Source organism: Vreelandella sp. H-I2, from assembly GCF_052959335.1.
In genome coordinates this window covers 198,866-223,691 of the sequence record NZ_JBRAMC010000004.1, presented here as the reverse complement: position 1 = coordinate 223,691, position 24,826 = coordinate 198,866, and the positions used below count along the sequence as shown (strand labels likewise).

Annotated in this window: 19 protein-coding genes and 1 pseudogene; 11 read left to right on the top strand and 9 right to left on the bottom strand. The window is 54.5% G+C overall.

All coding sequences use genetic code 11. The features are described 5' to 3' along the window. Window positions 1-97 precede the first annotated feature (97 nt). A pseudogene (locus ACUVOF_RS11800) lies at window positions 98-259 on the bottom strand (cytosine deaminase); the annotation flags it as partial. After that, window positions 253-867, bottom strand: a complete 615-nt coding sequence (locus ACUVOF_RS11795; protein WP_447044537.1) for a TetR family transcriptional regulator — start codon at window positions 865-867, stop codon at window positions 253-255. The pseudogene ACUVOF_RS11800 and the gene ACUVOF_RS11795, both read right to left, overlap by 7 nt. A gap of 249 nt (window positions 868-1,116) precedes the next feature. Here ACUVOF_RS11795 and ACUVOF_RS11790 point away from each other — a divergent pair, with 249 nt between their 5' ends. From ACUVOF_RS11790 to ACUVOF_RS11780, 3 genes are all read left to right on the top strand, one after another. Then, window positions 1,117-2,211, top strand: coding sequence for an efflux RND transporter periplasmic adaptor subunit (locus tag ACUVOF_RS11790; protein WP_447044536.1), 1,095 nt, complete (start codon window positions 1,117-1,119; stop codon window positions 2,209-2,211). A gap of 1 nt (window position 2,212) precedes the next feature. Next, complete coding sequence (locus ACUVOF_RS11785) at window positions 2,213-5,260, top strand: efflux RND transporter permease subunit (RefSeq protein ID WP_447044535.1); 3,048 nt, start codon at window positions 2,213-2,215, stop codon at window positions 5,258-5,260. A gap of 271 nt (window positions 5,261-5,531) precedes the next feature. Then, window positions 5,532-7,232: a methyl-accepting chemotaxis protein gene (locus ACUVOF_RS11780; RefSeq protein ID WP_447044534.1), complete on the top strand. Its 1,701-nt coding sequence runs from the start codon at window positions 5,532-5,534 to the stop codon at window positions 7,230-7,232. A gap of 98 nt (window positions 7,233-7,330) precedes the next feature. Here the strand turns inward: ACUVOF_RS11780 and ACUVOF_RS11775 are convergent, their stop codons facing one another. Then, window positions 7,331-8,197 carry an ABC transporter substrate-binding protein gene (locus ACUVOF_RS11775; protein WP_447044533.1) on the bottom strand — a complete coding sequence of 289 codons (867 nt, stop codon included), beginning with the start codon at window positions 8,195-8,197 and terminating at the stop codon, window positions 7,331-7,333. Between the two features lie 121 nt (window positions 8,198-8,318). Beyond that, window positions 8,319-9,224 (bottom strand): LysR family transcriptional regulator, encoded by a 906-nt coding sequence (locus tag ACUVOF_RS11770; RefSeq protein ID WP_447044532.1) that lies wholly within the window; start codon window positions 9,222-9,224, stop codon window positions 8,319-8,321. A 239-nt stretch (window positions 9,225-9,463) separates the two neighbouring features. Here ACUVOF_RS11770 and ACUVOF_RS11765 point away from each other — a divergent pair, with 239 nt between their 5' ends. Then, a complete protein-coding gene (locus ACUVOF_RS11765) occupies window positions 9,464-12,181 on the top strand; it encodes a bifunctional diguanylate cyclase/phosphodiesterase (protein ID WP_447044531.1) in 2,718 nt (905 codons plus the stop codon). A 32-nt stretch (window positions 12,182-12,213) separates the two neighbouring features. Here the strand turns inward: ACUVOF_RS11765 and ACUVOF_RS11760 are convergent, their stop codons facing one another. From ACUVOF_RS11760 to ACUVOF_RS11740, 5 genes are read right to left on the bottom strand one after another with little or no spacing between them, the layout of a single operon-like run. Continuing rightward, window positions 12,214-13,233 (bottom strand): CobW family GTP-binding protein, encoded by a 1,020-nt coding sequence (locus tag ACUVOF_RS11760; RefSeq protein ID WP_447044530.1) that lies wholly within the window; start codon window positions 13,231-13,233, stop codon window positions 12,214-12,216. Between the two features lie 3 nt (window positions 13,234-13,236). Next, a complete protein-coding gene (moaA, locus tag ACUVOF_RS11755; protein ID WP_447044529.1) occupies window positions 13,237-14,286 on the bottom strand; it encodes a GTP 3',8-cyclase MoaA in 1,050 nt (349 codons plus the stop codon). Next, window positions 14,283-15,554 (bottom strand): molybdopterin molybdotransferase MoeA, encoded by a 1,272-nt coding sequence (gene moeA / locus ACUVOF_RS11750; protein ID WP_447044528.1) that lies wholly within the window; start codon window positions 15,552-15,554, stop codon window positions 14,283-14,285. The genes moaA and moeA overlap by 4 nt, the downstream gene beginning before the upstream one ends. After that, a complete protein-coding gene (gene mobA / locus ACUVOF_RS11745; protein WP_447044527.1) occupies window positions 15,551-16,162 on the bottom strand; it encodes a molybdenum cofactor guanylyltransferase MobA in 612 nt (203 codons plus the stop codon). Before mobA ends, moeA begins: the two co-directional genes overlap by 4 nt. Continuing rightward, entirely contained in the window at window positions 16,159-17,016 is an 858-nt protein-coding gene (locus ACUVOF_RS11740; RefSeq protein ID WP_447044526.1) for a formate dehydrogenase accessory sulfurtransferase FdhD, read from the bottom strand. Before ACUVOF_RS11740 ends, mobA begins: the two co-directional genes overlap by 4 nt. A 235-nt stretch (window positions 17,017-17,251) precedes the next feature. Here ACUVOF_RS11740 and ACUVOF_RS11735 point away from each other — a divergent pair, with 235 nt between their 5' ends. The 7 genes from ACUVOF_RS11735 to fdh3B all read left to right on the top strand — a co-directional run bounded on the left by ACUVOF_RS11735 (window position 17,252) and on the right by fdh3B (window position 24,816). Continuing rightward, window positions 17,252-17,689, top strand: a complete 438-nt coding sequence (locus tag ACUVOF_RS11735) for a DUF3305 domain-containing protein (protein ID WP_447044525.1) — start codon at window positions 17,252-17,254, stop codon at window positions 17,687-17,689. Beyond that, window positions 17,689-18,327: a DUF3306 domain-containing protein gene (locus ACUVOF_RS11730; RefSeq protein ID WP_447044524.1), complete on the top strand. Its 639-nt coding sequence runs from the start codon at window positions 17,689-17,691 to the stop codon at window positions 18,325-18,327. Before ACUVOF_RS11735 ends, ACUVOF_RS11730 begins: the two co-directional genes overlap by 1 nt. Window positions 18,328-18,526: 199 nt before the next feature. Beyond that, window positions 18,527-20,254, top strand: coding sequence for a 4Fe-4S dicluster domain-containing protein (locus ACUVOF_RS11725; protein ID WP_447044523.1), 1,728 nt, complete (start codon window positions 18,527-18,529; stop codon window positions 20,252-20,254). 4 nt (window positions 20,255-20,258) lie between these two features. Continuing rightward, window positions 20,259-20,873, top strand: coding sequence for a TorD/DmsD family molecular chaperone (locus ACUVOF_RS11720; RefSeq protein WP_447044522.1), 615 nt, complete (start codon window positions 20,259-20,261; stop codon window positions 20,871-20,873). A gap of 159 nt (window positions 20,874-21,032) precedes the next feature. After that, on the top strand, window positions 21,033-21,260 hold the full coding sequence (locus tag ACUVOF_RS11715) for a twin-arginine translocation signal domain-containing protein (RefSeq protein ID WP_447044521.1): 228 nt from the start codon (window positions 21,033-21,035) through the stop codon (window positions 21,258-21,260). Window positions 21,261-21,284: 24 nt separating this feature from the next. After that, window positions 21,285-24,137, top strand: coding sequence for a molybdopterin-dependent oxidoreductase (locus ACUVOF_RS11710; protein WP_447044520.1), 2,853 nt, complete (start codon window positions 21,285-21,287; stop codon window positions 24,135-24,137). Between the two features lie 64 nt (window positions 24,138-24,201). After that, window positions 24,202-24,816, top strand: a complete 615-nt coding sequence (gene fdh3B / locus ACUVOF_RS11705) for a formate dehydrogenase FDH3 subunit beta (protein WP_022521832.1) — start codon at window positions 24,202-24,204, stop codon at window positions 24,814-24,816. Window positions 24,817-24,826 lie beyond the last annotated feature (10 nt).

The window sequence follows — 24,826 nt, the reverse complement described above, 5'->3', positions numbered from 1 at the left end:
CTTAGTAGATGAAAGGGTTAATCTAACGTGTCGTTACTGCATTAGCCAAGCTATGGAGGTTTGTGATGTTGGCCGGTTCGCGCTGCATGATGATCTCGCCGTGGCGTTTCGGGTAGCTGTCGAAGCGTCCCTGCAGGTGAATGCTCTCGGCTGGGCAGGAGACAAAGTTAATGCCCGAGCGCTTGAGCAACAGAACCAGCTTTGAGCATTAGGCATTGTCGTAAGAGTGCATCGCGGTGGTATGGCTGGCGGTCATGCGGCCAAAAGCCCGCGCATCAACGTTTCGACAATGCTCTCGCGGGCATCATCCAGCGAGTACTGCTGGGTGTCTTGCAGCCAATCAAAGCAAGTGCCAATCAAAAAACTGTGAAATTGGCGGCGTGCGCTTTCGGGCGTAAGGTCGGCGCGGAGGAGGCCGGCTAGCTGCGCCTGTTCGAATAGTTGCTCGACCCGCACTTCGGCATGCTCTGAGAGCCGCGTAATCATGCTTATGCGCGGATGGTCGTCTTCCAGTTTCTCGCAGCGGTGTAGCACGATAGTGGCGGCCCGCTGGAGCGGCAGGTCGTGACAGATCCCGGCTAGCGAGCGCTGGGCTATTTCACGTAGGCAAGCGATCGGCGTCGCGCCGAGGCGGAGCGCTGCATCATCGACAATCTCATCCAGCGGGATTCGCACTCGTTCAAGCAGCGCATTGAACAGTGCGGCTTTGTCTTCAAAGTGCCAATAAATGGCTCCCCTTGTCACCCCCGCCGCTTCAGCAATGTGCGCCAATGTAGTGCGCGACACGCCTTGAGCTAAAAAGGTGGTCTCTGCCGCGTCCAGAATAGTTTCTCTGGTACGTTCGGCGTCTGCCTTACGACGGGACATAGCGGCTCCTATGGATAGAGGTAGTGGTATTTTGGCATTGATAGATAGCAAAGTCGCCGAATGGTGATTATTATACACTTCACTGACATTCATGAATGTCAGTGAAGTGTATACGCTATCCCGCGTCGTTTTTACAGTTAGGTATTTTCCGAATTAAAATTTGAAACTTCGATTTAAAGCCCAGGTTTGAAATTCAGATTTGAAACTCAGGGTTAAAAAGCTGCACTGTCCGCCATCAAGGAGCCTGCCGTGCCCGTTACTCTTCTCCGTTATCTGCCAGTCACGCTGGTCCTGCTGATGCTAATGGGCTGCGAGCAGCCGCAGGCGCAGTCAAACGAGGTGGTTAGACCCGTGAAGTTGATGACATTGCAGTCGGCAAATGCCTCTGCCTTGCGCCAGTTTCCAGCACGGGTGGAAGCCTCTACTCGAAGCAATTTGTCGTTTCGTATGGCGGGGGAGCTACTGGAGCTCAATGTGAGTCCCGGTCAGCAGGTAAGTGAGGGTGAGCTGATTGCGCGCATTGATGATCGCAATGCGCAGAGCGCACTGGATAGCGCTCGTTCGCGCTTGGAGCTCGCCAAGGCTCAGCTAGAGCGCATGCGCTATACCCTGGAACGCGGCGCGGTCAGTCAATCCCAGTTTGATGAGGCGGAAAGCGAGTGGCGGGCTGCCCGGGCCAACTTCGAGCAGGCTCAGGAGCAGGTCACGCATACCCAACTGCGCGCCCCTTATGATGGCGTGATCGCTCAAGTACCGGTGGATAACCGCCAGATTGTACAGGTGCAGGAAACGGTTGCGGTGATTCAGCAACCAGGCCAGTTAGATGTGGTGTTTCACCTGCCCGAGCAGATTGTTCAACGCATGCCGCGAGGCAATGATGCCCCTTTCGGTAATGGTTTGGCGTATGAAGTACGCTTTGGTAACAGCGATAAACCCTATCTTGCTCAGCTAGCGTCCTACACCACCCAAGCCAGCGCGCAGAGCTTGGCATATGAAGTTACCCTCACGCTTCCCCAGCCCGACGACATCACCTTGTTGGATGGCATGAGCGCTAACGTACGGCTGGACTTAAGTGAGTTGCAATCCACTCACGCTACGCCGGTTTGGCATTTGCCGCCTGAGGCGGTGAGTTATGCAGGTGGCGATCCTGATCAAGCCCAGGTATGGCGATTTTCCGAGTCAGAAAGCGTTGAGGCGGTGCCGATTAATGTCGGGGCCTTAACGTCGAACGGATTAGAGGTCAGCGGCGAATTAGCGGCAGGTGACCGTATTGTGGCCGCCGGTGCTCACCGCTTAGCCGCGGACACCCAGGTGACGCCGTGGGAAAAAGAGCAGGGGCTTTGATATGGTCGACTATTTTTTACGTCACCGAGCAGCCAGTTATTTAATGACAATCGTGCTGCTGGCAGGTGGCGCGCTGTCGTTTTTAGGCATGGGCCAGCTAGAATTCCCTGAATTCACCATTCGCAACGCGCTCATCACCACACAATACCCTGGTGCAACGCCTGAAGAAGTCGAGCAGGAGGTCACCTCGACTCTGGAAGAGTCGATTCAGGAGATGTCGTCGATCAAACGCATCAGCTCGGTGAGTTCTGACGGCCTTTCGCAGATTACCGTCGAGCTGGAAAGCACTGTGCAAAACGAGGAGTTGGAGCAGCTGTGGGATTCGCTGCGCCGTAAAGTACAGGATGCCCAGGCAGCACTACCACCGGGAGCCAGTCAGTCACGGGTTAACGACGATTTTGGCGATGTATTTGGCTTCATGGTTAACCTGACTGGCGAAAGCTACCGCATGCCCGACCTGGCCGACCATGCTGATTTTCTCAAGCGTGAGCTGACATTGGTAGAAGGGGTCGAGAAAGTATCGCTGGGCGGTGAGCATGAAGAGCGCATTTACATTGAAGTCGACCGCGAGCGCTTGCGCGCACTGAATATTCCGCTAACCCGTCTACAGCAGTTATTCGATACCCAGAATGCGGTGGCCAATTCAGGGCATCTTAAACAAGATGGTCGCCGCTTCAGAATCACGCCGACGGGAAGTGCGGCAAACATTGAGGACCTGCGCGCGTTAATTGTCAGTGAAGGTGATGGCGAGTTGGTACGGTTGAGCGATGTTGCTGATGTGAGCCGAGAACTGGCGGAGCAACCCCAGCAGCTTTATCGCGATATGGGCAGGCCGGCCATCTCGCTGGGAATCTCGTTTAAAAGTGGTGTGAACGTGGTCGAGGTTGGTGAACGGCTGCAACAGCGTATCGCGGAGCTGGAATCACGCACGCCGCTGGGTATGGAACTCAATGTCGTTTACGACCAGCCGCAAGTGGTCGATGAGGCGGTATCGGGTTTCCTGATGAGCTTGATCCAGGCAGTGGCTATTGTGATCGTTGTGCTGATGCTGTTTATGGGCTGGCGCAGCGGTCTATTGATGGGTTTTATCCTGCTGATCACCATTATTGGCACCTTTATGCTGATGCGTTTTCACGGCTTGCAGTTGGAAAAGATCTCGCTGGGTGCGCTGATTATCGCCCTTGGTATGCTAGTAGACAACGCCATAGTGGTCACCGAAGGCATGCTGGTCGGGTTAAAACGTGGGCACAGCATCCGTGATTCAGCCCATCAGGTAGTTCGCCAAAACGCATGGCCGTTGCTGGCGGCCACGCTGATTGCGATTGCTGCCTTTGCGCCCATTGGCCTATCGCCCGATACCACGGGTGAGTTCATCGGCTCGCTGTTTTTCGTGCTGCTTTACTCGTTGCTGCTCAGCTGGATTACCGCGCTGACGCTCACGCCTTTCTACTTCAAGCTGTTTTTCCGCAATGTGGCCCCGGGCGATGGTCAGGAGGACCCCTACAAAGGGGTGGTTTATCGGTTTTTTAGCCGAGCGATCATCACGGGCATTCGGTTTCGTTGGGTCACGCTAGTGCTGGTGGGAGCGATATTGGCTGGCGCGGTGGTCGGCTTTGGCTCGGTTAAAAATGCCTTCTTCCCAGCGTCGAACACACCGATCTTTTTTGTCGATTACCGCATGCCGGAAGGCACGGATATCCTCGAAACTCAGCGTCGTGTCAGTGAACTGGAAGACAGCGTGATGGAAATGCCGGGCATTCGTCACCTCACCACCACGGTAGGTGGCGGCGCGCAGCGCTTTACCCTCACCTACTCGCCGGAAGACCGCTATGCCAGCTACGCGCAGTTGATCGTCGAAACCGACGATAAAGCCACTCAGCGTGAACGCATGGCCGATGTTGAACGGGTGCTTAAGCGCCACCACAGCGATATCGACTACAAAATTGCGCCGCTGGAAGTCGGCCCTGCGCCCAAAGCCAAGTTGGAAGCACGCTTCTATGGCAGCGATCCCGAGGTGCTTCGCCAATTGGGCGACCAGGTGGAAGCCATGTTCCGTGATACGCCCCATATGACTAGCGTACGCACCAGCTGGCGAAACCGAGTACAAGCGATTAAACCGGTATTTATGGAAGATACCGCGCGCAGATTAGGCGTTACCCGTGACGACTTGGCCAGCACGTTGGCATTGAGTACCAGCGGCAGTCAGGTGGGCGTTTATCGCGACGGCAGCGATCTGATTCCCATGGTGGCGCGGGCGATTCCTGAACAGCGTCACGATGTAGATAACCTCGGCTCGCTCAATGTTTGGAGTGCCGAGCAAGGGCGCTATATCACCGCCGACCAAGTGATCAGCGATATCACTACCCAGGTGGCGGACCCGCTAATCATGCGCCGCAACCGTGAACGCATGCTAGCGGTGTACGGCGAGCCGGATCCGCTAAGGGGTGTGACCGCCGCCAGTGTACTGGCCGGCATCCGCCCTCAGGTGGAAGCGTTGGAATTGCCACCTGGCTATCGGCTGGAGTGGGGCGGCGAGTATGAGACGGCTGGCGAGGCCCAGAGCGGGCTATTCTCTTCGCTACCGTTGGGGCTGGTGATGATGTTTATTATTACCGTGGTGCTGTTTAACAACTTCCGCCAACCATTAGCCATTTGGTCGCTGGTACCGTTAACGATTATCGGCGTTGTTGGGGCATTGTTGCTCACCGGTTTGCCTTTCTCTTTTATGGCACTGCTTGGCACGCTGAGTTTAATTGGGATGGTGATTAAAAACGCTATCGTGCTCGTCGAGGAGATCAACGTGCAACTGCCGTTGCATCAAGATCGCTACCATGCTGTGGTACGAGCGGCCGTTAGCCGGGTGCGCCCGGTGGCCATGGCCGCGTTGACCACCATGCTGGGGATGATTCCGCTGATTAGCGATGCCTTCTTTGCCAGCATGGCGGTAGCGCTGATTGGGGGGCTCGGTGTCGCGACACTGCTCACGCTGATAGTACTGCCGGTAGTTTATTGTGTGCTCTACCGGATACGCATACACCGCGATAAATAATTTTTTACCGCAGAACTCGATTGCAATACCTGAAAAATAAACTCAAGTGCCGCCTCATGTTTTATATCGGATGCAGTATTGAAGAGCGTGTCGCGCTAGAGACCAATTGTTAACAAATATGAACTCGATGTTTTAGGTTGAGTGAGGGTTGTAATATCAGTTAACCCCAAAGATAACTGACCTTTCCTAATTAAATGGGGCAAGGTCAGTTTCTTTATTAACTTAAAGCAGAGCCGAAGCGAACATGCTATCGGATCGAGGCTACTTATCTATGAATCGACTACTTAGCAATGTCTCAGTGAAAATGAGTTTGACTCTTATTCTTGCTATTTTTTCAGTGTTAATCTTAATAATTGCATTTCTCGGCCATCGGGCAGGCGAAGAGGGCAACTCCTCCCTCAAAGAGGTAGACTTGGCAGCAGATCAAATGCGGTCAGTGAATCAGAGCCAGTTAGCTGTTGCTAACGCGCAGCTTTCTTACATTTATAGCTTTGTTGCGGCCAATGAAGGAGATGCTAACTCAGCTCGTGGCTACTTGGATCAAGCGCAAACGTTGCAGCAGAATGCCCAAGGTTACTTTTCAGAGTTTGAGGCAATTGCTTCTCAGTCGGCGCTTGTTGAAACGTTGAGTACTGCTTTTCACAGCTTGATACAGCAAGGATTAATACCGCTAGAAGCCTCATTGGTAGGGGGTAATGACGCTGAGTTTCGTAGTGCAAGAGAGATGGCCAGTGATTTAAACCAGCAGCTTATAGCGGCAAGTGTTGCTTACAATGATCATATGGCTGAACAAAACGGCCTAATGGTTGCCGACTATGAAAACGATATGCAACTGATTGACTATATTGATTTAGCGGTGTTGTTAATTGCAGCGTTAATGGTTCTGTTTGTTCGTATCGCCATGGTGGGGTCGATTGTAAAACCGTTGAATGAGGCGGTTACTCACTTTGAGCGTATTGCCCAGAACGACTTGTCGGGTAAAGTGAGTGACCGCGGGCGTAACGAGATAGGTAAGCTGTTTAGTGCCATGCAACATATGCAGAGTGGTCTGGCCAGAACGGTGTCGGAAGTGCGTGATAGCAGTGGTTCGATTCATATCGGAGCGCGAGAAATTGCCAGTGGTAATGCAGATCTATCGTCACGCACCGAGCAGCAGGCAGCATCGTTGGAGGAAACCGCCGCTAGCATGGAGCAGTTAACCGCCACGGTAAAACAGAATGCTGATAATGCCCGCCAGGCGAGCCAACTGGCCAACGATGCTTCCAGCACGGCCGTTCAAGGTGGCGAAGTCGTCGAACAAGTTATTACCACGATGCATGGTATTTCCGATAGCTCACAAAAAGTCACCGATATTATCAGCGTCATCGACTCTATCGCGTTTCAAACCAATATTCTGGCACTTAATGCCTCGGTGGAAGCAGCACGGGCGGGCGAGCAAGGCCGTGGCTTTGCGGTCGTGGCCAGTGAAGTACGCAACCTGGCGAGCCGCAGCGCCGATGCGGCCAAAGAGATAAAAGCACTGATTGATGCATCGTCAAACCAGGTAAAAGAGGGATCAATACTAGTTGAGAGCGCCGGTGTAACGATGCGCGAAGTGGTCTCTTCGGTGCGCCGAGTGACCGACATTATGGACGAAATATCGGCTGCTTCTCAGGAGCAGAGTTCGGGCATTGAGCAGGTCAACCAGGCGGTTGCCCAGATGGATGAGGTGACCCAGCAGAATGCAGCGCTGGTACAGGAAGCCTCTTCAGCCGCAAGCTCGCTGGAAGACCAGGCGGCAAGGCTTGAAAGTGTGGTTGCAGCCTTCCGTTTAGCGGAAGGGGAGAGCCGTACTCAACAGGCCCCACTAACCTCGTCTAAAAATCCGCTACAGCATTCATCTCAACAGCCCGCGCTTTTGCGTCCGGCGTCGCGTACTCAAGCAAGCAGCCCAGCGAAGAGTAGCGCTGAAGATGATTGGGAAGCTTTCTAAGCTAGGTTTCTCGCCATTGAGATTGCTCGCTACGTAGGTTTCTCGCTACCTAGGCTGCAATACCCCCTCGTAAAAAGGGGGTATTTTTTTGTGAGCGCTTAGTTAGCTGTCGAGTTTAGTGCGGAAGAGACTTCTTCAATCTGTAAGCGCAAACTCTGCAGACCGCCGCCGGATAGATACCAGAGCGCCGGGGTCAGCATCACCACCTGCGCTTTTTCGGCACCAGCGTCTGACAGTGCTTGGGTTAACGCATCCGCGTCGGCGGGCTCATCACCAATCGCTGCGCTGCGGTCAACCACTAATACAATGTCTGGATTAATTTCGGAAATGGCATCATCAGAAAGCGGTGTAAACGTACGTTCGCCACGCTTTTCCGACGTGACGCTGTCGGGCATCTCAAGGGCGTCTACCTCCAGCACTTCGTGCACCACAGGGTGCTGATTGAGCATCAGGTTACCGCCGTTATGAGTCACGACCAGCGTGCGAGGGGCGTTACTCAGCGCATCGCGCCGGGACTCAATCTCAGCGTGCAGGATTTCAAGCGCCTCTTCCGCGTCGCTATCCGCGCCTAAGCGGCTGGCCAGCTCGCGTACATTGGCATCAAAAGCGGCTAAATAATCGTCACCCTGCAGGCTAGTATTAAGCAGGGGGGCGATTTCGCCAAGTTCGGTTTCCCAATCGCCCTGGCGGCCGGTGTAGAGAATCAGGCTAGGTTCGCTTTCACTGATGGCGTCCATATCCGGCGAACGTAAGCCGCCGATATCGGTGTAGGTCTCTTCGGCGTACTGCTCCAGGTAGTTAGGCAAGCTGGCTTTTGGTACACCTACCACCTGCTCGCTTAACCCGAGGGCATCAAGGGTATCCAAACTGCCTAAATCAAAAGTGGCGATACGCTGGTCGGCGTTAGCGCTGACGGCTGAACACAGCAAGGTAACGGCAGCGGTGGTGATTGTCGGTAACTTCATTGTGCTTCCTTTTATGAGAAAAAGTTTTATATGCAATAGTTTCTCATATTCTCAAGAAAGAGGTGTTTTGTCGTTACTTGATGAAGGAACATCATGTTGCGGAGAGTGTCTCCGCTCTTTTTTACTCTGCGCTTCTTACGAAACTTAAAAACGCGTCGACGACTCGGTTAGGGCGACGGTCATGACGGGTGATAAGCACAAACGGGATGCGATAATGTTGTGTCCCTGCTTGCAGTGCCCGCATTTTACCCGCGGCTACCCACTGGGCAGCCATGTGTTCAGGCAAAAAGCCAATAAAGCGCCCGGTAAGTATCAAAAAGGCGGCGCCTTCACGGTCGGATGCTGATGCACGCAACGTGAGCGCATCATGTACCTGTCGTGCCTCAGCGGGTAGCGGATAACGGGGCGAAATAGCGGCATATTGGGCGATATCCGCAAAGCCGAGCCTGTTATCGTGCTCGGTAAACAGTGGATGGCCTGCTGCACAGTAAAGGTACGAAGGCTCATCATAGAGGTGTCGGGTTTCTAAACTGGTGGGCAGGTTCACTGCGGGCACCACGCCGACATGTAAGTGACCATCCATAACGCCCCGAATGATGGCATCAGAAGGCTCCATATAAATATGTAACGTTACTTCATGTTTCGGTGCGCTAAGCTCTGCCAAAGCATTGGTAACGTGCATGGCCGGTAGCGTGACTAAGTTATCGGTAATGCCGATATTCAGTTCACCTTTAACGGTTTGATGCAGGGCGTTAACGTCGCTTTTAAAGGTTTCAAGTGCGGTGAGTAGCGTAAGCCCCGCCTGATAAATATCTTTTCCCTCTTCGGTTAAACTAAACCCACCACGCCCACGCTGGCAGAGCGAAAAGCCTAGCCGCCCCTCTAAATCATTCATGTGCTGACTAATCGCCGAGCGACTAATACCGAGTGTCGTTTCAGCTGCTGTAAAGCCGCCACACTCAACCACCGTCTTAAAAATGCGGATTAGGCGTATTTCGTAGTCGCCCATTTGGCCCAGCGATGCCATCACAATTCCTTGGGAGTTAGGTTATTTATGTATAACGCCGCGCTTGTTAGCAAACTAACTGCGATAAAACTGGTATACATCATAAAAGCACCGCGGCACTATCGAATACAACCCGAATACAACCACCGTCTACCACCAGCGTGTAGAACCACGGGTTAGCACGTGTGGTATATCATTTTAGTTATTTTTACACTGTAACAGGTGCCCTCATGGGGAGACCTGGATAAGGCCTCTGCGCAATGTCTGTCACTTCCATTGATGTCAATGATGATGTTTTGAAGGCTAAGCACAAATACCGCCAACAGCGCCGCTATGTGGTGGCGCTGTATCTGCTTGCGCTTTTCATCATAGTGGTGCTTTTCGGTTGGTTAATGAGCGAGCAATATAAACAAGAAATGACGGCCGCCGAGTCACGGATTACTGCGCGTTCTAATGTCGTCAATGAATGGGCAAAAGGTGTTTTTGCGCAAAGTGGTCAAGCGCTATTCGGACTCGCGGAGTTACTGGCGCTGCAAGGAATGCCTGAAGCTGGCAATGTCCAGGCGCTGCATCGGACCTTAGAAAATCTTACCTTGTATATACCTATGGTCGATGAGATCGCCGTCTTGGGGTCTGAAGGGCGAATGCTGGCGAGTGGCAGCGACGATGCCAATACCAATGTTGATATCAGCGAAACGCAGTTTTTTAATGCGTTTAAGCAAGGCGGGCAGCGGGAGCTAGTAACGCCGCTTTACTGGTCTGAAAGTGAACAGCAGTTCTATTTGTACCATGGCCGAGGCTTAGATGGCCCAAACGGCGATTTTGCAGGCGTTGTGATTGCTCGCATTGTTCCGCGCGTCTTTGCCGATGCACTTCATCAGATGCACGTGTATGAGGGCGAGAGCATTGCATTGATCGATTCTGATTCGAAGTTAATTGCTAGACACCCCTCCCCAGGGGAGCAATTTCCTATCGGCTTGAACATTGCGAGTACGCAACCCTCTCAGGACGAGGCAAGAAAGCTGGAAAGCGGGGAGACCGCTTGGTCGTTAAGAGCGGTCTCACCCATTGATGGTCGTGAGCGTCTATTTCGTATGCAAAGAGTAGGTGATTATCCAATGCTGGCCATAGTGGGTGTTGACCTTCGCCAACTGCTGGCTGGGTGGCGGCAGCGCGCTTTGGTACTAACACTGGTAATGTGCGCTCTTGCACTGCTTGGGGCCTGGGGCGTGCGACACTATCTCAATCGATTGGCGTTAGCTCATCAACTGCAGCAGCGAATCCTAGAGCGTGAGCAAGCGCGAGCTGAAGCGCAAATATCCGCCGCTGCCTTCCAGACGCATTTAGGGATACTTATTACCGATGCTGAAGGTTTTATTCTTAAAGTAAATGACACTTTTAAGCGCATTACCGGTTATGACGACGCTGATGTGATCGGTAAAAATCCACGAAAATTTAGCTCTGATCATCACAACGCATTGTTTTATCGCCGTTTATGGAAACGACTTGCTAAAACAGGCAATTGGGAAGGCGAGATTTGGAACCAACGTAAGAACGGCGAACTTTTTCCTGAATGGCTAACGGTCAGCGCAGTATATAGTCTCTCGAATGTGCTGACCCACTACGTGGCCACCATGAGTGATATCAGCGAGCGCAAAGCCGCTGAGCAAGAGATACACCAACTGGCATTTTATGACCCATTGACCGGGCTCGCCAATCGGCGCCTGTTTATGGACCGCATGGGTGCTGCTATTAAAGAGCTACATCGCCATCAGCGGTGCGGCGCATTGCTCTTTGTCGATATCGATAACTTTAAGCAAATCAATGACACCCTGGGGCACTACGCGGGTGACCAGCTATTGCAGAGTGTGGCTCGGCGCTTGAGCCAAATGTTGCGCGATACTGATACCTTAGCGCGGCTGGGGAGCGATGAGTTTGCAGTGTTAATTGAGGGTGTTGACAGCAGCCATGCGCAAACCATTCAGCTTGTCGAGCGTATTGCCTATAAATTATTGGCGACTCTTAACACGCCCATCGTGCTTGCCGAGGAAAGTGTCATCGTATCGGGCAGTATTGGCGTTACCATCATGGTCAGCAATGAACACAGCGTAGACGACTATCTACAGCAAGTGGACATGGCGCTCTTTCAGGCTAAGAGTAACGGCCGCCACGGCGTATGCTTTTTCGATCCTTCAATGCAGGCAGCGCTGTTGGCCCATGTGAAATTAGAGGCGGACCTACGTCAAGCGCAAGAAAACCGGCAGTGGATACTCTATTACCAACCCCAAGTGGATCACCTCGGCACTATCACAGGCGTGGAAGCGCTGCTGCGCTGGCAGCACCCCGAGCGCGGCATGGTGTCCCCGGGTGAGTTTATTCCGCTGCTGGAAAGCATGGAGCTGATTAACGATGTAGGTGAATGGGTATTGGAAAGCGCCTGCTGTCAATTGGCACGTTGGGCGCAGAACCCATTGCTCCGAGAACTGACAATATCGGTTAATATCAGCCCGCTACAGTTCCGTGATGAGGATTTTCTGTCCCGTGTAGAAAGGGTATTTGCGCGTACTCAGGCACCACTTTGCCGTTTAAAGCTGGAAGTGACTGAATCACTGTTTGTGGAAGCTCGCGATGAGGCTCGGGAAAAAATGCTCGCCCTTAAAGCGCAAGGCGTGCGCTTCGCTTTGGACGATTTTGGTACGGGTTATTCGTCGCTAGCCTATTTGGCCCAATTACCACTGGATCAACTAAAAATCGATCAATCGTTTGTTCATCAGGTGCTTGAAAGCCAAGCGAACGCAGCGATCGTTGAGAGTACAATTGCCTTGGCGAAGAGCCTTAACTTAGAGGTTATCGCTGAAGGCGTAGAAACCGAAGCGCAGCAGGCGTGGCTATTGTCCCATGGCTGCCATGCTTATCAAGGCTATCTCTTTGGACGCCCGGTGACGGTTGAAGCGATTGAAAAACTAATGTCGCATTAAACCCTTTATGTCGAACCAACAAGCCATTCATTTTAAAGCATCGCCAACGAGAGCAGGCGGGCTTCGATATCAACATTATGGTGTGCCAGCGTATCGGGGAGAATGACCTCCAACCGGGAGTCTTGCCGCCAAGCACTGCTTTCAACGCTGAGCGTGCCCTCAGCACGGTTGAGGCGTTTCCAGCCGTTATCGGTATGGAATACCCCTTTAATACGCGCTTCCCGCGGTAGTTCCCCTAAGCAGGCGGCTAGCCGATCCAGCTCAAAACGCTCGCTTGGGTGCCAGCGTAAACCTGTACTGGTATATCCTAGCGCCGTGCCGGTTTCACACTGAGGCTTACCGGGCGGGGGCGGAAAATCAAAGAATGTCCCTTCCAGGCTGTTTGTTGCCGCCAACTGCTGATGACTGGTAGGCATGTCTTTATTGCTGGCTTTGGCACTGCCGCTTTGGGTCAGTAGCGCTATCGGCAGCTCCCCTTGCTGGGCTTCATGTACCCATTTGCGCGGCGGCCAGCGCTTCGCCACAAAGTCGTGAGCGGCGTTGAGTTGCTCGGCTGTGCTCTGGTCGAGCATGGTGAGCGCCACGGCATCGGCCATATCGAGCTGATCGCGAAAAGTTTCGTGCTGTCGTGCTCGGGTATCCTCTAATCGGCGGGGGTCGAGAGTGGCAATAATGTCGTGCACGTCGACTACCTCATGAAAGGCTTCACCACGGAGCAAGTCCAGCAGCCCTGCCGGGTGGCCGAGGCCGGATGGCTCGATAATCACTCGATCGGGTTTGCTACGTGCCAATAAATTAACCAGCGCTGCCTGCAGCACAAAGGCGAGCTGACAGCACAAGCAACCGCCTGGTAGCCCTTTGATAACGATGTCATCGCGAGCGTCGAACATGGCTTGATCGATGCCGATTTGGCCAAATTCGTTGACCAGAATAGCCCACTTTTCACCCACAGGCTTCTGCTCAATCAGGCTGTGGATAAGCGTGGTTTTTCCGCTGCCTAAAAAACCGGTAATGATATGCACCGGTGTCTTTAATTTCGCTAACCCTGCCAAGGCCTAGCCCCCTGTCATATTCATAAAGCGTACTACTTGCACATCACCATCAGTGGTGAAGTGGTGACGCTCAGGCTTCAGCGGCAGGGCATTGATAATCGCCTCTTTAAGTACCTGCATATCGCCGGGGTGACGGCGCAGCACGGCACGAAGATCCACCGAGTGCTCGTTGCCTAAACACAGCAGCAAGCGGCCTTCTACGGTCACGCGCACCCGGTTGCAGGTGTCACAAAAGTTATGGCTATGGGGGGAGATAAAACCGACGCGGCTGTCGCTATCCGCCATTTTGTAGTAGCGCGAGGGCCCAGGTGTGGTTTCAGTCGTAGGGATCAGCGGGTAGCGTGATTCAATCAGCGCCTGGACGTCGTCGCTGGAATAGAAGGTTTCTGCCCGCGAATGGTCGGAAACATCGCCCAGCGGCATCTCTTCGATAAAGCTAATATCGAGCCCTTCCCGGCGGGCAAAAGTAACTAGGTCGATGACTTCGTCATCGTTACGGCCTTTTAAGATCACAGCGTTGAGCTTGATGCGCTTAAAGCCTGCTTCCTGAGCGGCATGAATGCCGTCGATCACTTTGGCTAAATCACCGGTGCGGGTGAGCTGTTTGAAGCGCTGCGCATCCAGCGAATCCAGGCTAATATTCAGCCGACGTAAACCTCCCGCGTAAAGCTGCTTGGCGTGTTTGCGCAGGCTGGCGCCATTGGTGGTCATGGTGAAGTCGTTAAGGCCCGGCATCGAGCCGATTTCATCGACCAACTGAGTGATATCACGGCGCACCAGCGGTTCGCCGCCAGTGAGACGAATTTTTTCCACGCCGAGTTCGGTAAAGGCGCGGGCGACCATGGCCAGTTCTTCTAGCGTCAGGACCTGTTCGCGGGGCAGGAAGGTCATCTCCTCGCTCATACAGTAAACGCAGCGGAAATCGCAACGATCCGTTACCGAGATTCGCACATAGTTAATGCGTCGGCCAAAGTCGTCAATCAGTTGCTGGGAAGCGTTTGCCTGGCCAGAACGTGGTTGAATAGCCTGTTGAGTCAGTCGTTGCTCGGTCATAGCCATCCCGTTAGTGGTTGTATGCTGACTACCTCGCCTGGTTGTGCGCCGTCTTGGTCATCGGCAAGCTCAATCAAACAGTTAGCAGCCACCATCGAGGTTAAAATACCTGAACCTTGAGCGCCGGTACTGCGCACATGTAGCTGCCCATTGTTATCAGTATGGTAAATGCCGCGAATAAAGTCAGTACGCTTTAAGCGGCTTTTTAACAGGTGATCGGCAATCGCATGGAGGCGTCGGGGCGGCGACATGGGCTGCCCATGGAGTCGATCCAGCAGCGGCGTCACAAACTGTAGGAAGGTTACCATGACCGCTACCGGGTTGCCGGGTAAGCCGACAAAAGGGGTGCGTGATTCGCCCAGCCAGCCGCAGGCCATGGGGCGCCCTGGGCGCAGCGCTACGCGCCAAAAAGCCAAACGGCCCAGTTGTTCCAGAGCGGTGCGCGTAAAGTCGGCCTGCCCTACCGATACACCGCCGCTGGTGATGACCAAATCGCTCTGTTCGGCGGCCTGTTGCAGCGCTGTTTTAGTCGCGTCTAGGTCGTCTTGCAGAATGCCCAGATCAATCACCTCGGCACCCTGTTCGGTCAGCAGGCCCATTAGCGTAAAGCGATTAGTGTCATAAATGCCTGCTTTGGGTAGCGGCTCGCCAGGGGCAGTGACTTCGTTGCCGGTGGAGAATATCGCTACTTTGGGGCGACGGCAAACGGTCACTTCGGCATAACCCAAGGAGGCTAAAAGCCCCAGAGACGCCGCATCAAGCCGTGCCCCCTCATGCAGAGCCGTCTCGCCAATAGCGATATCTTCACCGGCCTGGCGGACATGTTGGCCGTGTTTGAGGAGTTCTGGCGACTCGATGATCACATGCGCAGGCTTCTCATCTGAGGGTTCGCGCAGCTGTTCACTCATCACCACTGTATCGGTGCCCGGCGGCAATGGGGCGCCGGTGGTGATGCGCACGCAGTGACCGGCAGGTACCAATTCGCTGCGATACTGCCCGGCCAACACCTCACCGGCCAGCGGCCAATGGGTTTGCTTGGCTCCAATACCTTGTCTGGGCAAGGCTAGTGCTACGCCATCCATGGCCGCGTTGGTATTTTGCGGCACGTTAATGGGGGCCTGAATGGCGGTGGTCAAGCGGCGGCCGTGAGCCTGCGCCAGCGGGATCTGTTCGCTGCCCAGCGGCTGCTCAATCAAGGTGGCGAGCGCCTGGCGCGCTTCGTCAACGCTAAGCATTTTCTCGCCAAGGTCAAAGCAAGAGAGCGTCATCTGGTCTCCTTTACTGAATGTTTCAGCAGCGTCGCTTCCAGGCGTAGCTTCTCTTCCTCGGTATTTAGGTTGGCAAACGCATCGGGACAGTCCGACATATCGACCTTGCACCACGCATGGCGAGCATACCAGCGGTCAATCTTGCGCTCGCCTGCGGCGAGCGTTGCGGCCAAATCATCGGCCAGCGAAGTGCGCATTAGTGCAACGACAGGGTGCAAGCGATCACCATCAAAGGCGACGGCGATGTCCTGATCACCAATGCCTTCCACCATGCGCGCGACTAAATCATCAGGCAGGGCGGGGGAGTCGCAGGGAGCGACCAGCAACCAGGGCGTTTTTGCCGCGCGCAGGCCGCTATAGATTCCCATGAGAGGGCCTTTAAACCCGCCTTCTACATCCTCAATCACACGGTCGGCAAAGAAGCGATAAGCGTCGGCATTGCGGTTGGCGTTAATCAGCAGCTCGGCCACTTGGCCCTCAAGACGTTTAACCACATGACCGACTAATGGCAAGCCTGCAAAGGGCTCAAGTCCTTTATCACGGCCACCCATTCTGCGTCCTTCGCCGCCCGCCAGAATCATGCCGGTGAGTTCGTGAGTGGGTATCATGCGCTTGCCTCTTTAGATGAACGAGCCTGAGATGGTCGATTAGGTATCGCATCCAGTGTCAAGCGATTTTGGGTATTAATAGCCTGGAAATGGCGGCCTTTAGCGCGGGCAATCAACATGACGCCGAAGCGTTCAGCCAGTTCGACGCCTTTTTGGGTAACACCTGAGCGCGAGACCAGCACGCTAATGCCCATTTGTGCCACTTTTAGCACCATCTCTGACGTCAGCCGTCCGGTGGTGTAGAAAATATCCGCATCGGCACTGTCGGCTTGTTGCAACCATTGGCGCCCTGCCAGGGTATCCACCGCGTTGTGCCGGCCGACATCCTCGACAAAGTCGAGCACGTCGGTTTGGCGGCAAAGCGCGCAGCCGTGAACGGCACCCGCGCTACGGTAGGTCTCATTATAGGCATTAAGGTTTTGCAGCAGTTGATAGAGAGTAGACTGTGTCAGTTGCGTATCGGGGAGCGCCGTGAGGGCGGTTTGATCCAATAGCTTGCCAAATACGGTGCCCTGACCACAGCCGGTGGTAACTGTACGAGTGCTTAACCGTGCTTCTAGATCTTCGGGTAAGTGGCGTGTAATCACGACCGCGGCTTCTACCTCCCAGTCAACCTGCACGGCGGCTAAATCCTCGGCAGCACGGAGTAGCCCCTGATTGCGTAGATAACCCACTACCAATGCTTCGGGGTCATCACCCAGCGTCATTAAAGTGACGATTTCACGCTTGTTGAGGTAAACCGTCAACGCCCGCTCAGCGGCAATCGCCTGCTGGCGCGCATCGCCATATTCATCAACGATGCTGATCTCGGTAGTGGCCGGTAAGCGGGCTCGGCTTAACTGAAGGGCGGGCATCCGCAATCCTCGCTGCTAAAATGAAAGCATCTGTCTCTTACACTGACTCTGACTATTGTATCTGAGTGAAAATACCTGAGTAAAAAAGTCGGAGTTGACGATGATGGCGCCGGGAATGCTTACTTGTCTACCCATTCAAGCGCTATCCTTTTAAGTACTGTTTTTTCTAAGTACTGTTTTCTCTAAGTGCTATTTTTTCACATGCATCCATGCACGGTTCAGGGTTTTTAAAAATATGAGCGATAACCTACGCCCTATCAGTATCACTTTGGTGGCTGAGCCCAAGCAGGTGAAGCGTTTTACGCTGACGCAGTGGCGCATTGCTGAGCTTGCGCTTGGCGACCATGGGGCTGATGTGCTTAATCTTCAGCTTTCAATGACCGAGCGTGCTGCCTACCGTTTCAATCTAACGTCTACTACGCCGCGGTTATTCGTTCGGGCGGGCTTTACCGGGCAAACACCAAAGCCGGATGCGATTACCGCCAGTCAGGACGTCGCGGCTGGCTGGCTGGATGGCGAGCAACAAGTGCTGGAAGCCGCCATGCCAATGGCCATTCAGGTCTGGCTTGAGAGCTACCTGGCACGTCATGGGGAGGCACCGATGGAAATGCGCAAGAAGAAACGCAAAGGGGCTGGGCGCGCCAAAGACGCGCCCACCAAGGAGCAGCCTTAATGAGCCGCCTAGAGCGCTGGTCGCGACTGAAGCGTAATGCTCAAAAAGAAGAGGACGCCTCTCCAGCCACTTCAACTGTCTCAGAGCCAGTTGATGAAACGTCCACTGAACCCAATGCTGCGATTTACAGTGAGGGCGAGCAGACTTACAAGGCAGAGGAGCCACTTTCACCAACACCAGGGCGAGAAATTGAGCCCGGTAGCCTCGACCACACATTGCCAGACCCCGAGACGCTGGAAGCGGGCAGCGACTTCAGCGCGTACATGGTGCCGGGCGTCAGCGGCCCTTTGCGTCGGCAAGCATTGAAACGCCTGTGGGCCACTGGTAATTACAATGTGCGCGACGGCTTGGACGACTACGACGCCGATTATAATAAACTGCTTAAGCCCATGGCATCGGAGCTTGCCAGTAAACTGCGTCGCTGGACTCATAAAGTTGAAGAAACGGTCGATAAGCAAGTAGAGGATACCCAACCCGAGACCCAGAAAGACGTAGTCGCTAGCGAGCAAACAAAGGGACAGTCGGGTGAATTAGAGGATGAACCATCAACGTTGCGCGCTAACAGTGCCAACGTCGTAAAAAATACCTCAGTAGACGACCAGTCTGATTATCTTTCTGATACCCAGAAGAAAACATGAGATTGTTATTTAATACATAATAATCAGTTTCTTATAGTTGTTTCGGGCTAAAAGCGTTGGTGGCGTTAAGAGTAATTAGGTTGGCAAATATCGCATTTCGCCATAGGCTGAACTTAGCGTCAACGCATTGTTATGCCATAATAGTTAAATAATATAACTCAAAATTATAATAAGAATTATTCACTGACCGTGAGAATGCATGAACCAACGAATCCAACTGGCGTCGGTAGACGACCAGCGCAATGCCGAGGCTCGGGAAACGGTACGTCGACGTATCTCGTGGCCCGCTAACTTAACGCCAGCCAATGTGACCTACCACAGTCAAGGTCATGCCCTGCTGTTAGGCAGTGAGCGCGATACTCGACAAGCGGCACGTGCCCTGCAAGGACGCGGGTTAGCTTCGTTGACGTTAATTTTTACTGCGCCCAACGCCGCAGTTGTTGACGACGAGGTGAATGATAGCGACTTGCTCGCTGCCACCGAGATCCTCACTACCCAGGCGCTGACCCGTGCCCAATCAGAAAAACTACACATTAATGGCCACCTGGGCGCGTTTAACGCGACGCTGAATAGCGATGAGCCGCTTAATCTCGGCCGTGCCTTGATTGGGCGCGAAACGTTTGATCTGATTCTCGATTTAAACGACATTCCTTGCTTGCCGGTTGAATTGCCGCCTCCCGGCTACGTGGTAGTTGACTGGCAGCAGGCGGAAGCAAGAAGCAATGCGCTAGAACAATTTGCCGAATTGATGGGCGAATTCGACAAGCCGCGCTATTTTCAAGTCAATAGCGACTTATGTGCCCACTCCAGCAGCGGAAATGTAGGTTGTACTCGCTGTTTGGATGTTTGCCCAGCGGATGCCATCTCCTGTATCCAGGGCCGGATTGAATCCCGTATTGAGATCGATCCCTTCCTCTGCCAAGGCGTAGGGAGCTGTACCAGCGCTTGCCCCACGGGTGCGATTGAATTTCGCTTGCCCGAAACACGCCGGCAGCAGGATACGCTTTCCGCTTGGCTAGGCGCGTATCGCGAAGCCGGTGGCCAAGCGCCTGTGCTGCGTTTTATTACCCATGACTCCCAAGACGCCGAACGTGCTTTAGGCGTTATGCCCGCAGGCCACGTCATTGATGCCCCTTTAGAAGAACTGGGAGCGGCGGGGCATGATCAGTGGCTAACCGCTCTGGCCGCTGGTGCTGCTGAAGTACGCATCCAGTTACACCCCAATATACCCGCCCGCTTAAGCACTTTTTTAACCGATCAAGTCGCCCAGGCGCATGCCTTGTTGGGTGCACTGGGTCATGACCGTGCTCGTGTAACGCTGATAGAGGTAGCCGATGCAGAGGCTCGCGACGCATTGCCGACACTCACGCCTTTGACGGAAGCGCCGCTCAACCTGCCCGAACCTGAAAAGCGCGCGCGCTTTAACCGTGTGCTGGCGCGATTGGCCGAGTTGGGTAGCCCCAGTGGTGAGCGAGTGGCTATGCCGTTAGGCGCTGCTTACGGCGCCATTCAGGTCGATAGCGACGCCTGTACGCTGTGTCACGCCTGTGTCAGTAACTGCCCGACGCCTGCACTAAAGTCAGGCGGTAAAACGCCAGCACTTAGCTTCCTCGAAGCGGACTGCGTGCAATGCGGTTTGTGTGAGCAGGCCTGCCCGGAAAATGCGATTACCTTGATGCCCGGTTTCCTGGCATCAAGTGCTCGCGAAACGCGGCATATCTGTCACGAAGAAGCGGCTTTTGAGTGCATCAACTGCGGTAAGCCGTTTGCCACCGTCAGTACGGTAGCGACGATTAAACAGAAGTTGGCCAACCATCCCTATTTTGCCGGTGAAGCGATGATTCGTTTGGAAATGTGCGAAGACTGCCGGGTGAAAGATGTCTGGAAAACCATGATTCGCGATCCCGACGCGCAACTGAAGGTATAAGCCGATGACGGATTCACTGCCCACGCTTAAAGAAGCGGATGCGCTTCGCGCCGATATCTACCAACTGCTTGCCACGCTGTTGCGCCAGCCCCCAGATGCCGAACTACTGAGCTGGCTGGCTGACCTCGACATCGAGCAAGACGGCAGCCGTCTGGCGGAATGCTGGCATGCACTGGCAGGTGCGGCGCAGAAAGCCGATATTGAGCAATTACAGCGTGCCCACTTTCGCCTTCTGGTCGGCGTGATTCAAGGTGAAGTGGTGCCGTATGCCTCATGGTACCGCAATGGCGAATTGATGGAAGCAGCGCTGGTGGCGCTTCGTCAAGACCTGCGAGTGCTCGGCTTTGAACGTAGTGAGCATACGCGGGATCCCGAGGACCATCTCGCCGCACTGTGTGAAGTAATGGCGATGTTGATTGAATCCGAAAACCCAGAGCAGGCCTTCTTTTTTCAACAGCATTTAGCGCCCTGGTCAGTCGATTGTTTTGACGACCTGGGGCAGGTAGATGCCGCTTTCTATGCAGCGCTAGGGCAGTTGGGAAGCGCTTTTATGGAGAGTGAGCAGGCTCGTTTGATTAGCGACGCGAGCCATACGCCGGTACGTATTGTCGAGCTATAATAGCTGATACGGCATCGGTTACATGGCGCCCTATCAACCCGTGACCAAGCACTCCGATGAGAGCGCGAAGCAACCTGATAACAAAGGCCTAAGCTCCGGTGTCACCAGCCCCCTGTGACAATAGGCCCAGTATAAAAAAGCATGTAAGAGGAGAATCCCATGCAGCCGTCTTCAAAACTGTCTTCAACTTCAGCAGCACACAATTCTGAGCGCCGCCGGTTTATGAAAACCGTAGGGTTGGGTACCGCCGCTGCAGGCGCTGCGGCGGCCGTCGGTCATATCACCCTGGCTCAGGCTGACACTGCCCCGGTGAAAAAAGAAAAACAAACGGTTAACTACCGTGAGACTGATCACGTCCGTGCTTACTACGCCTCGCTGCGTGACTGACGGCGGAATGCCAGGAGATTTGCCATGCGCTTAACTCGCAAAACAGACACCCCCAAGGCCTCCGGGCTGGGTATTTCCCGCCGCCAATTCCTCAAGCGTAGCGGTGCAGCCACCGGCGGTGTGGCTGCTGTGGGCTTCATGGGCGCTCCGATGATGCGGCGCGCCGAGTCGGCTGACAAAACCCCCGTGCTGGACTCACCGGTCGAGGTCAAACGCACTATCTGCTCCCATTGTTCAGTAGGTTGTGGCGTTTATGCCGAAGTTCAAGAGGGCATTTGGACCAAACAAGAGCCCGCCTTTGATCACCCCATTAACCGTGGCGCACACTGCGCGAAAGGCGCCTCGCTGCGCCAGCACGGTCACTCAACGCGCCGTCTTAAGTACCCGATGAAACTGGTGGCCGGTGAGTGGGAGCGCATGAGCTGGGAAGACGCCGTTAACGAAATCGGCGACAAACTGCTTGAACTGCGCGAAGAGCACGGCCCGGACAGCGTTTATTGGCTGGGTTCGGCGAAGTTCAGCAATGAGCAGGCGTATTTAATGCGCAAGCTGGCCTCGTTGTGGGGTACCAACAATACCGATCACCAGGCGCGTATCTGCCACTCTACGACCGTGGCGGGCGTAGCAAATACCTGGGGTTATGGAGCGATGACTAATTCGCTCAACGACATGCATAACAGTAAGGCGATTCTGTTCATTGGCTCTAATCCCAGTGAAGCGCACCCGGTAGCGATGCAGCATATCCTGATCGCAAAAGAGCGTAATAACTGCGACATCATCGTCGCCGATCCGCGCTTTACCCGTACCGCCGCTAAGGCTAACAAGTACGTACGCCTGCGTCCTGGCTCTGATGTGGCGTATATTTGGGGCCTGCTGTGGCACATTTTCGATAACGGCTGGGAAGATAACGAGTACATCAATCAGCGCGTTTATGGGATGGATGAAGTGCGCGCCGAAGTCGCCAACTTCCCGCCCAGCGTCGTCGAAGAAGTGACCGGCGTACCCGAAGCCGAGATGTTTGACGTCGCCAAACGCCTCTCCGACAACCGGCCTGGCTGTGTGGTCTGGTGTATGGGCGGCACCCAGCACACCACCGGCAACAACAATACCCGCGCTTACTGCATTCTTGAGCTGGCGCTGGGGAATATCGGTGTGGCGGGCGGCGGCGCTAACATCCTGCGTGGCCATGATAACGTACAGGGGGCGACCGACCTGGGCCTTGGCTGCGATTCATTGCCTGGTTACTACGGTTTGGCGGAAGGTGCCTGGCAGCACTGGGCGCAGGTGTGGGATCTCGACTACGAGTGGCTTAAAGGCCGCTATGACGATACCGAGTATGCCGATGGTAAGCCCATGTACACCGCCGGTATTACCGTGTCGCGCTGGGTCGATGGCGTGCTCGAAGAGGACGAGAACATTTCCCAGCGTACCGCGCTGAAAGCGATGTTCTATTGGGGGCACGCGGTTAACTCCCAGACCCGCGGCGTCGAGATGCAAAAAGCGATGCAGAAGCTCGAGATGATGGTCATCGTTGATCCTTATCCCACCGTTGCCGCTGTTATGCACGACCGCAGCGACGGCGTTTATCTGCTGCCAGCGGCCACCCAGTTCGAAACTACCGGCAGTGTCACCGCGACCAACCGCTCGCTTCAGTGGCGTGACCGCGTGATCAAGCCGCTGTTTGAGTCCAAGCCCGACCACGAAATCATGTACCTGTTCGCCCGTAAGTTGGGCTTCGGTAATGAGCTGGTTAAGAACTATCAGATGAACGGTGATGAGCCGTTGATTGAAGATATTCTGCGCGAAATCAACCGCGGTATGTGGACGGTCGGCTACACCGGGCAAAGCCCCGAACGCCTCAAAGAGCACCAGCAAAACTGGCACACGTTCAGCTTCGAGAACCTGCGCGCAGAGGGCGGCCCGGCGGATGGTGACTATTACGGCTTGCCGTGGCCCTGCTGGGGCACGGCTGAGTTTAAGCACCCGGGCTCGCCTAATCTTTACGATACCAGCGTACCGGTGATGGAAGGCGGTATGGGCTTTCGCGCCCGTTTCGGTATCGAGCGAGATGGTGTCAACCTACTGGCGGAAGGTTCTGCACCGGTGGGAGGCGATATCGACGATGGCTATCCGGAGTTCAACGACCAACTGCTCAAAGACCTAGGCTGGTGGGACGACCTGACCGCCGAAGAGAAGCAGGCGGCGGAAGGCAAAAACTGGAAAACCGACCTGTCTGGCGGTATCCAGCGTGTCACGATTGCGCATGGCTGCGCGCCCTATGGCAACGCCAAAGCTCGTGCCGTGGTATGGACCTTCCCCGACCAAGTGCCGAAACACCGCGAACCGCTCTACACCACACGCCGTGATTTGGTTGAACGCTTCCCTACCTGGGACGATTTCGACTCGATTATGCGCCTGCCCACCATGTACAAAACCATTCAGGACCGTGACAACACGGGTGAGTACCCGATGATTCTCACCTCAGGGCGCCTGGTTGAGTATGAAGGGGGCGGTGAAGAGACGCGTTCCATGTCGTGGCTTGCCGAGCTCCAGCAGGAAATGTTCGTCGAGATTAACCCGGCGGATGCCAACGACCTTAGCATCAAAGATGGTGATCAGGTCTGGGTCGAAGGGGCTGAAGGGGGCCGCGTGAAAGTCAAAGCGCTGGTCACGCCTCGCGTTGATCGTAACGTTGCGTTTATGCCGTTCCACTTTGGCGGCATGTTCCAGGGCGAAAGCCTGCGCGACCGTTACCCGGATGGGTCTGACCCGTACATCATCGGTGAAGCGGCCAACACTGCGACCACCTACGGTTACGACCCGGTGACACTGATGCAAGAGACCAAGTGCACCATTTGCCGCATTGAGCGCGCTTAAGCCCCACCCGACCTGACAGCACGACGGTGCGGGAGCCATCCCGCACCGGCATGAGGAGAACAACATGGCTCAAATGAAATTTATGTGTGACGCCGAACGCTGCATTGAGTGCAACGGCTGCGTCACCGCCTGTAAAAATGCCAATGACGTTGAATGGGGCATTCAGCGCCGCCGGGTAGTGACGCTCAACGACGGTGAAGCGGATGAAATGTCCATTTCCGTCGCCTGCATGCACTGTGATGACGCTCCCTGTATGGCCGTCTGCCCCACCGATTGTTTCTATAAAACTGACGATGGCATCGTGCTGCACGATAAGGATCTCTGCATTGGCTGTGGTTATTGCCTTTACGCCTGTCCCTTCGGCGCGCCGCAGTTTCCCCAGCAGGATGCGTTCGGCGAGCGCGGTAAAATGGACAAATGCACCTTCTGCGCGGGCGGCCCGGCCGAAAGCAAAGAAGAGGAGTACGAGAAGTACGGCTCTAACCGTATTGCTGAAGGCAAACTGCCGCTATGTGCTGAAATGTGTTCCACCAAAGCGCTGCTAGCGGGTGATGCCCAAGACGTCGCTGATATCTTCCGCCAGCGCGTCGTTCATCGCGGCCATAAAGATGGTGCATGGTCCAATAACCCTCAGGCCAGTGCCGACAACCTAGCCTATGATGCTGCCCATAAAGGGTAAGGAGGCGTGT

Excerpts from the sequence above, each read along its gene's own strand:
- mobA (WP_447044527.1), bottom strand. The coding sequence starts at position 16,162 with ATGATACCCACTCACGAACTCACCGGCATGATTCTGGCGGGCGGCGAA.
- moeA (WP_447044528.1), bottom strand. The coding sequence starts at position 15,554 with ATGACGCTCTCTTGCTTTGACCTTGGCGAGAAAATGCTTAGCGTTGAC.
- ACUVOF_RS11770 (WP_447044532.1), bottom strand. The coding sequence starts at position 9,224 with ATGGCATCGCTGGGCCAAATGGGCGACTACGAAATACGCCTAATCCGC.
- ACUVOF_RS11765 (WP_447044531.1), top strand. The coding sequence starts at position 9,464 with ATGTCTGTCACTTCCATTGATGTCAATGATGATGTTTTGAAGGCTAAG.
- fdh3B (WP_022521832.1), top strand. The coding sequence starts at position 24,202 with ATGGCTCAAATGAAATTTATGTGTGACGCCGAACGCTGCATTGAGTGC.
- ACUVOF_RS11710 (WP_447044520.1), top strand. The coding sequence starts at position 21,285 with ATGCGCTTAACTCGCAAAACAGACACCCCCAAGGCCTCCGGGCTGGGT.
- ACUVOF_RS11720 (WP_447044522.1), top strand. The coding sequence starts at position 20,259 with ATGACGGATTCACTGCCCACGCTTAAAGAAGCGGATGCGCTTCGCGCC.
- ACUVOF_RS11735 (WP_447044525.1), top strand. The coding sequence starts at position 17,252 with ATGAGCGATAACCTACGCCCTATCAGTATCACTTTGGTGGCTGAGCCC.
- ACUVOF_RS11725 (WP_447044523.1), top strand. The coding sequence starts at position 18,527 with ATGAACCAACGAATCCAACTGGCGTCGGTAGACGACCAGCGCAATGCC.
- ACUVOF_RS11740 (WP_447044526.1), bottom strand. The coding sequence starts at position 17,016 with ATGCCCGCCCTTCAGTTAAGCCGAGCCCGCTTACCGGCCACTACCGAG.
- ACUVOF_RS11795 (WP_447044537.1), bottom strand. The coding sequence starts at position 867 with ATGTCCCGTCGTAAGGCAGACGCCGAACGTACCAGAGAAACTATTCTG.
- ACUVOF_RS11780 (WP_447044534.1), top strand. The coding sequence starts at position 5,532 with ATGAATCGACTACTTAGCAATGTCTCAGTGAAAATGAGTTTGACTCTT.
- moaA (WP_447044529.1), bottom strand. The coding sequence starts at position 14,286 with ATGACCGAGCAACGACTGACTCAACAGGCTATTCAACCACGTTCTGGC.
- ACUVOF_RS11730 (WP_447044524.1), top strand. The coding sequence starts at position 17,689 with ATGAGCCGCCTAGAGCGCTGGTCGCGACTGAAGCGTAATGCTCAAAAA.
- ACUVOF_RS11785 (WP_447044535.1), top strand. The coding sequence starts at position 2,213 with ATGGTCGACTATTTTTTACGTCACCGAGCAGCCAGTTATTTAATGACA.
- ACUVOF_RS11775 (WP_447044533.1), bottom strand. The coding sequence starts at position 8,197 with ATGAAGTTACCGACAATCACCACCGCTGCCGTTACCTTGCTGTGTTCA.
- ACUVOF_RS11715 (WP_447044521.1), top strand. The coding sequence starts at position 21,033 with ATGCAGCCGTCTTCAAAACTGTCTTCAACTTCAGCAGCACACAATTCT.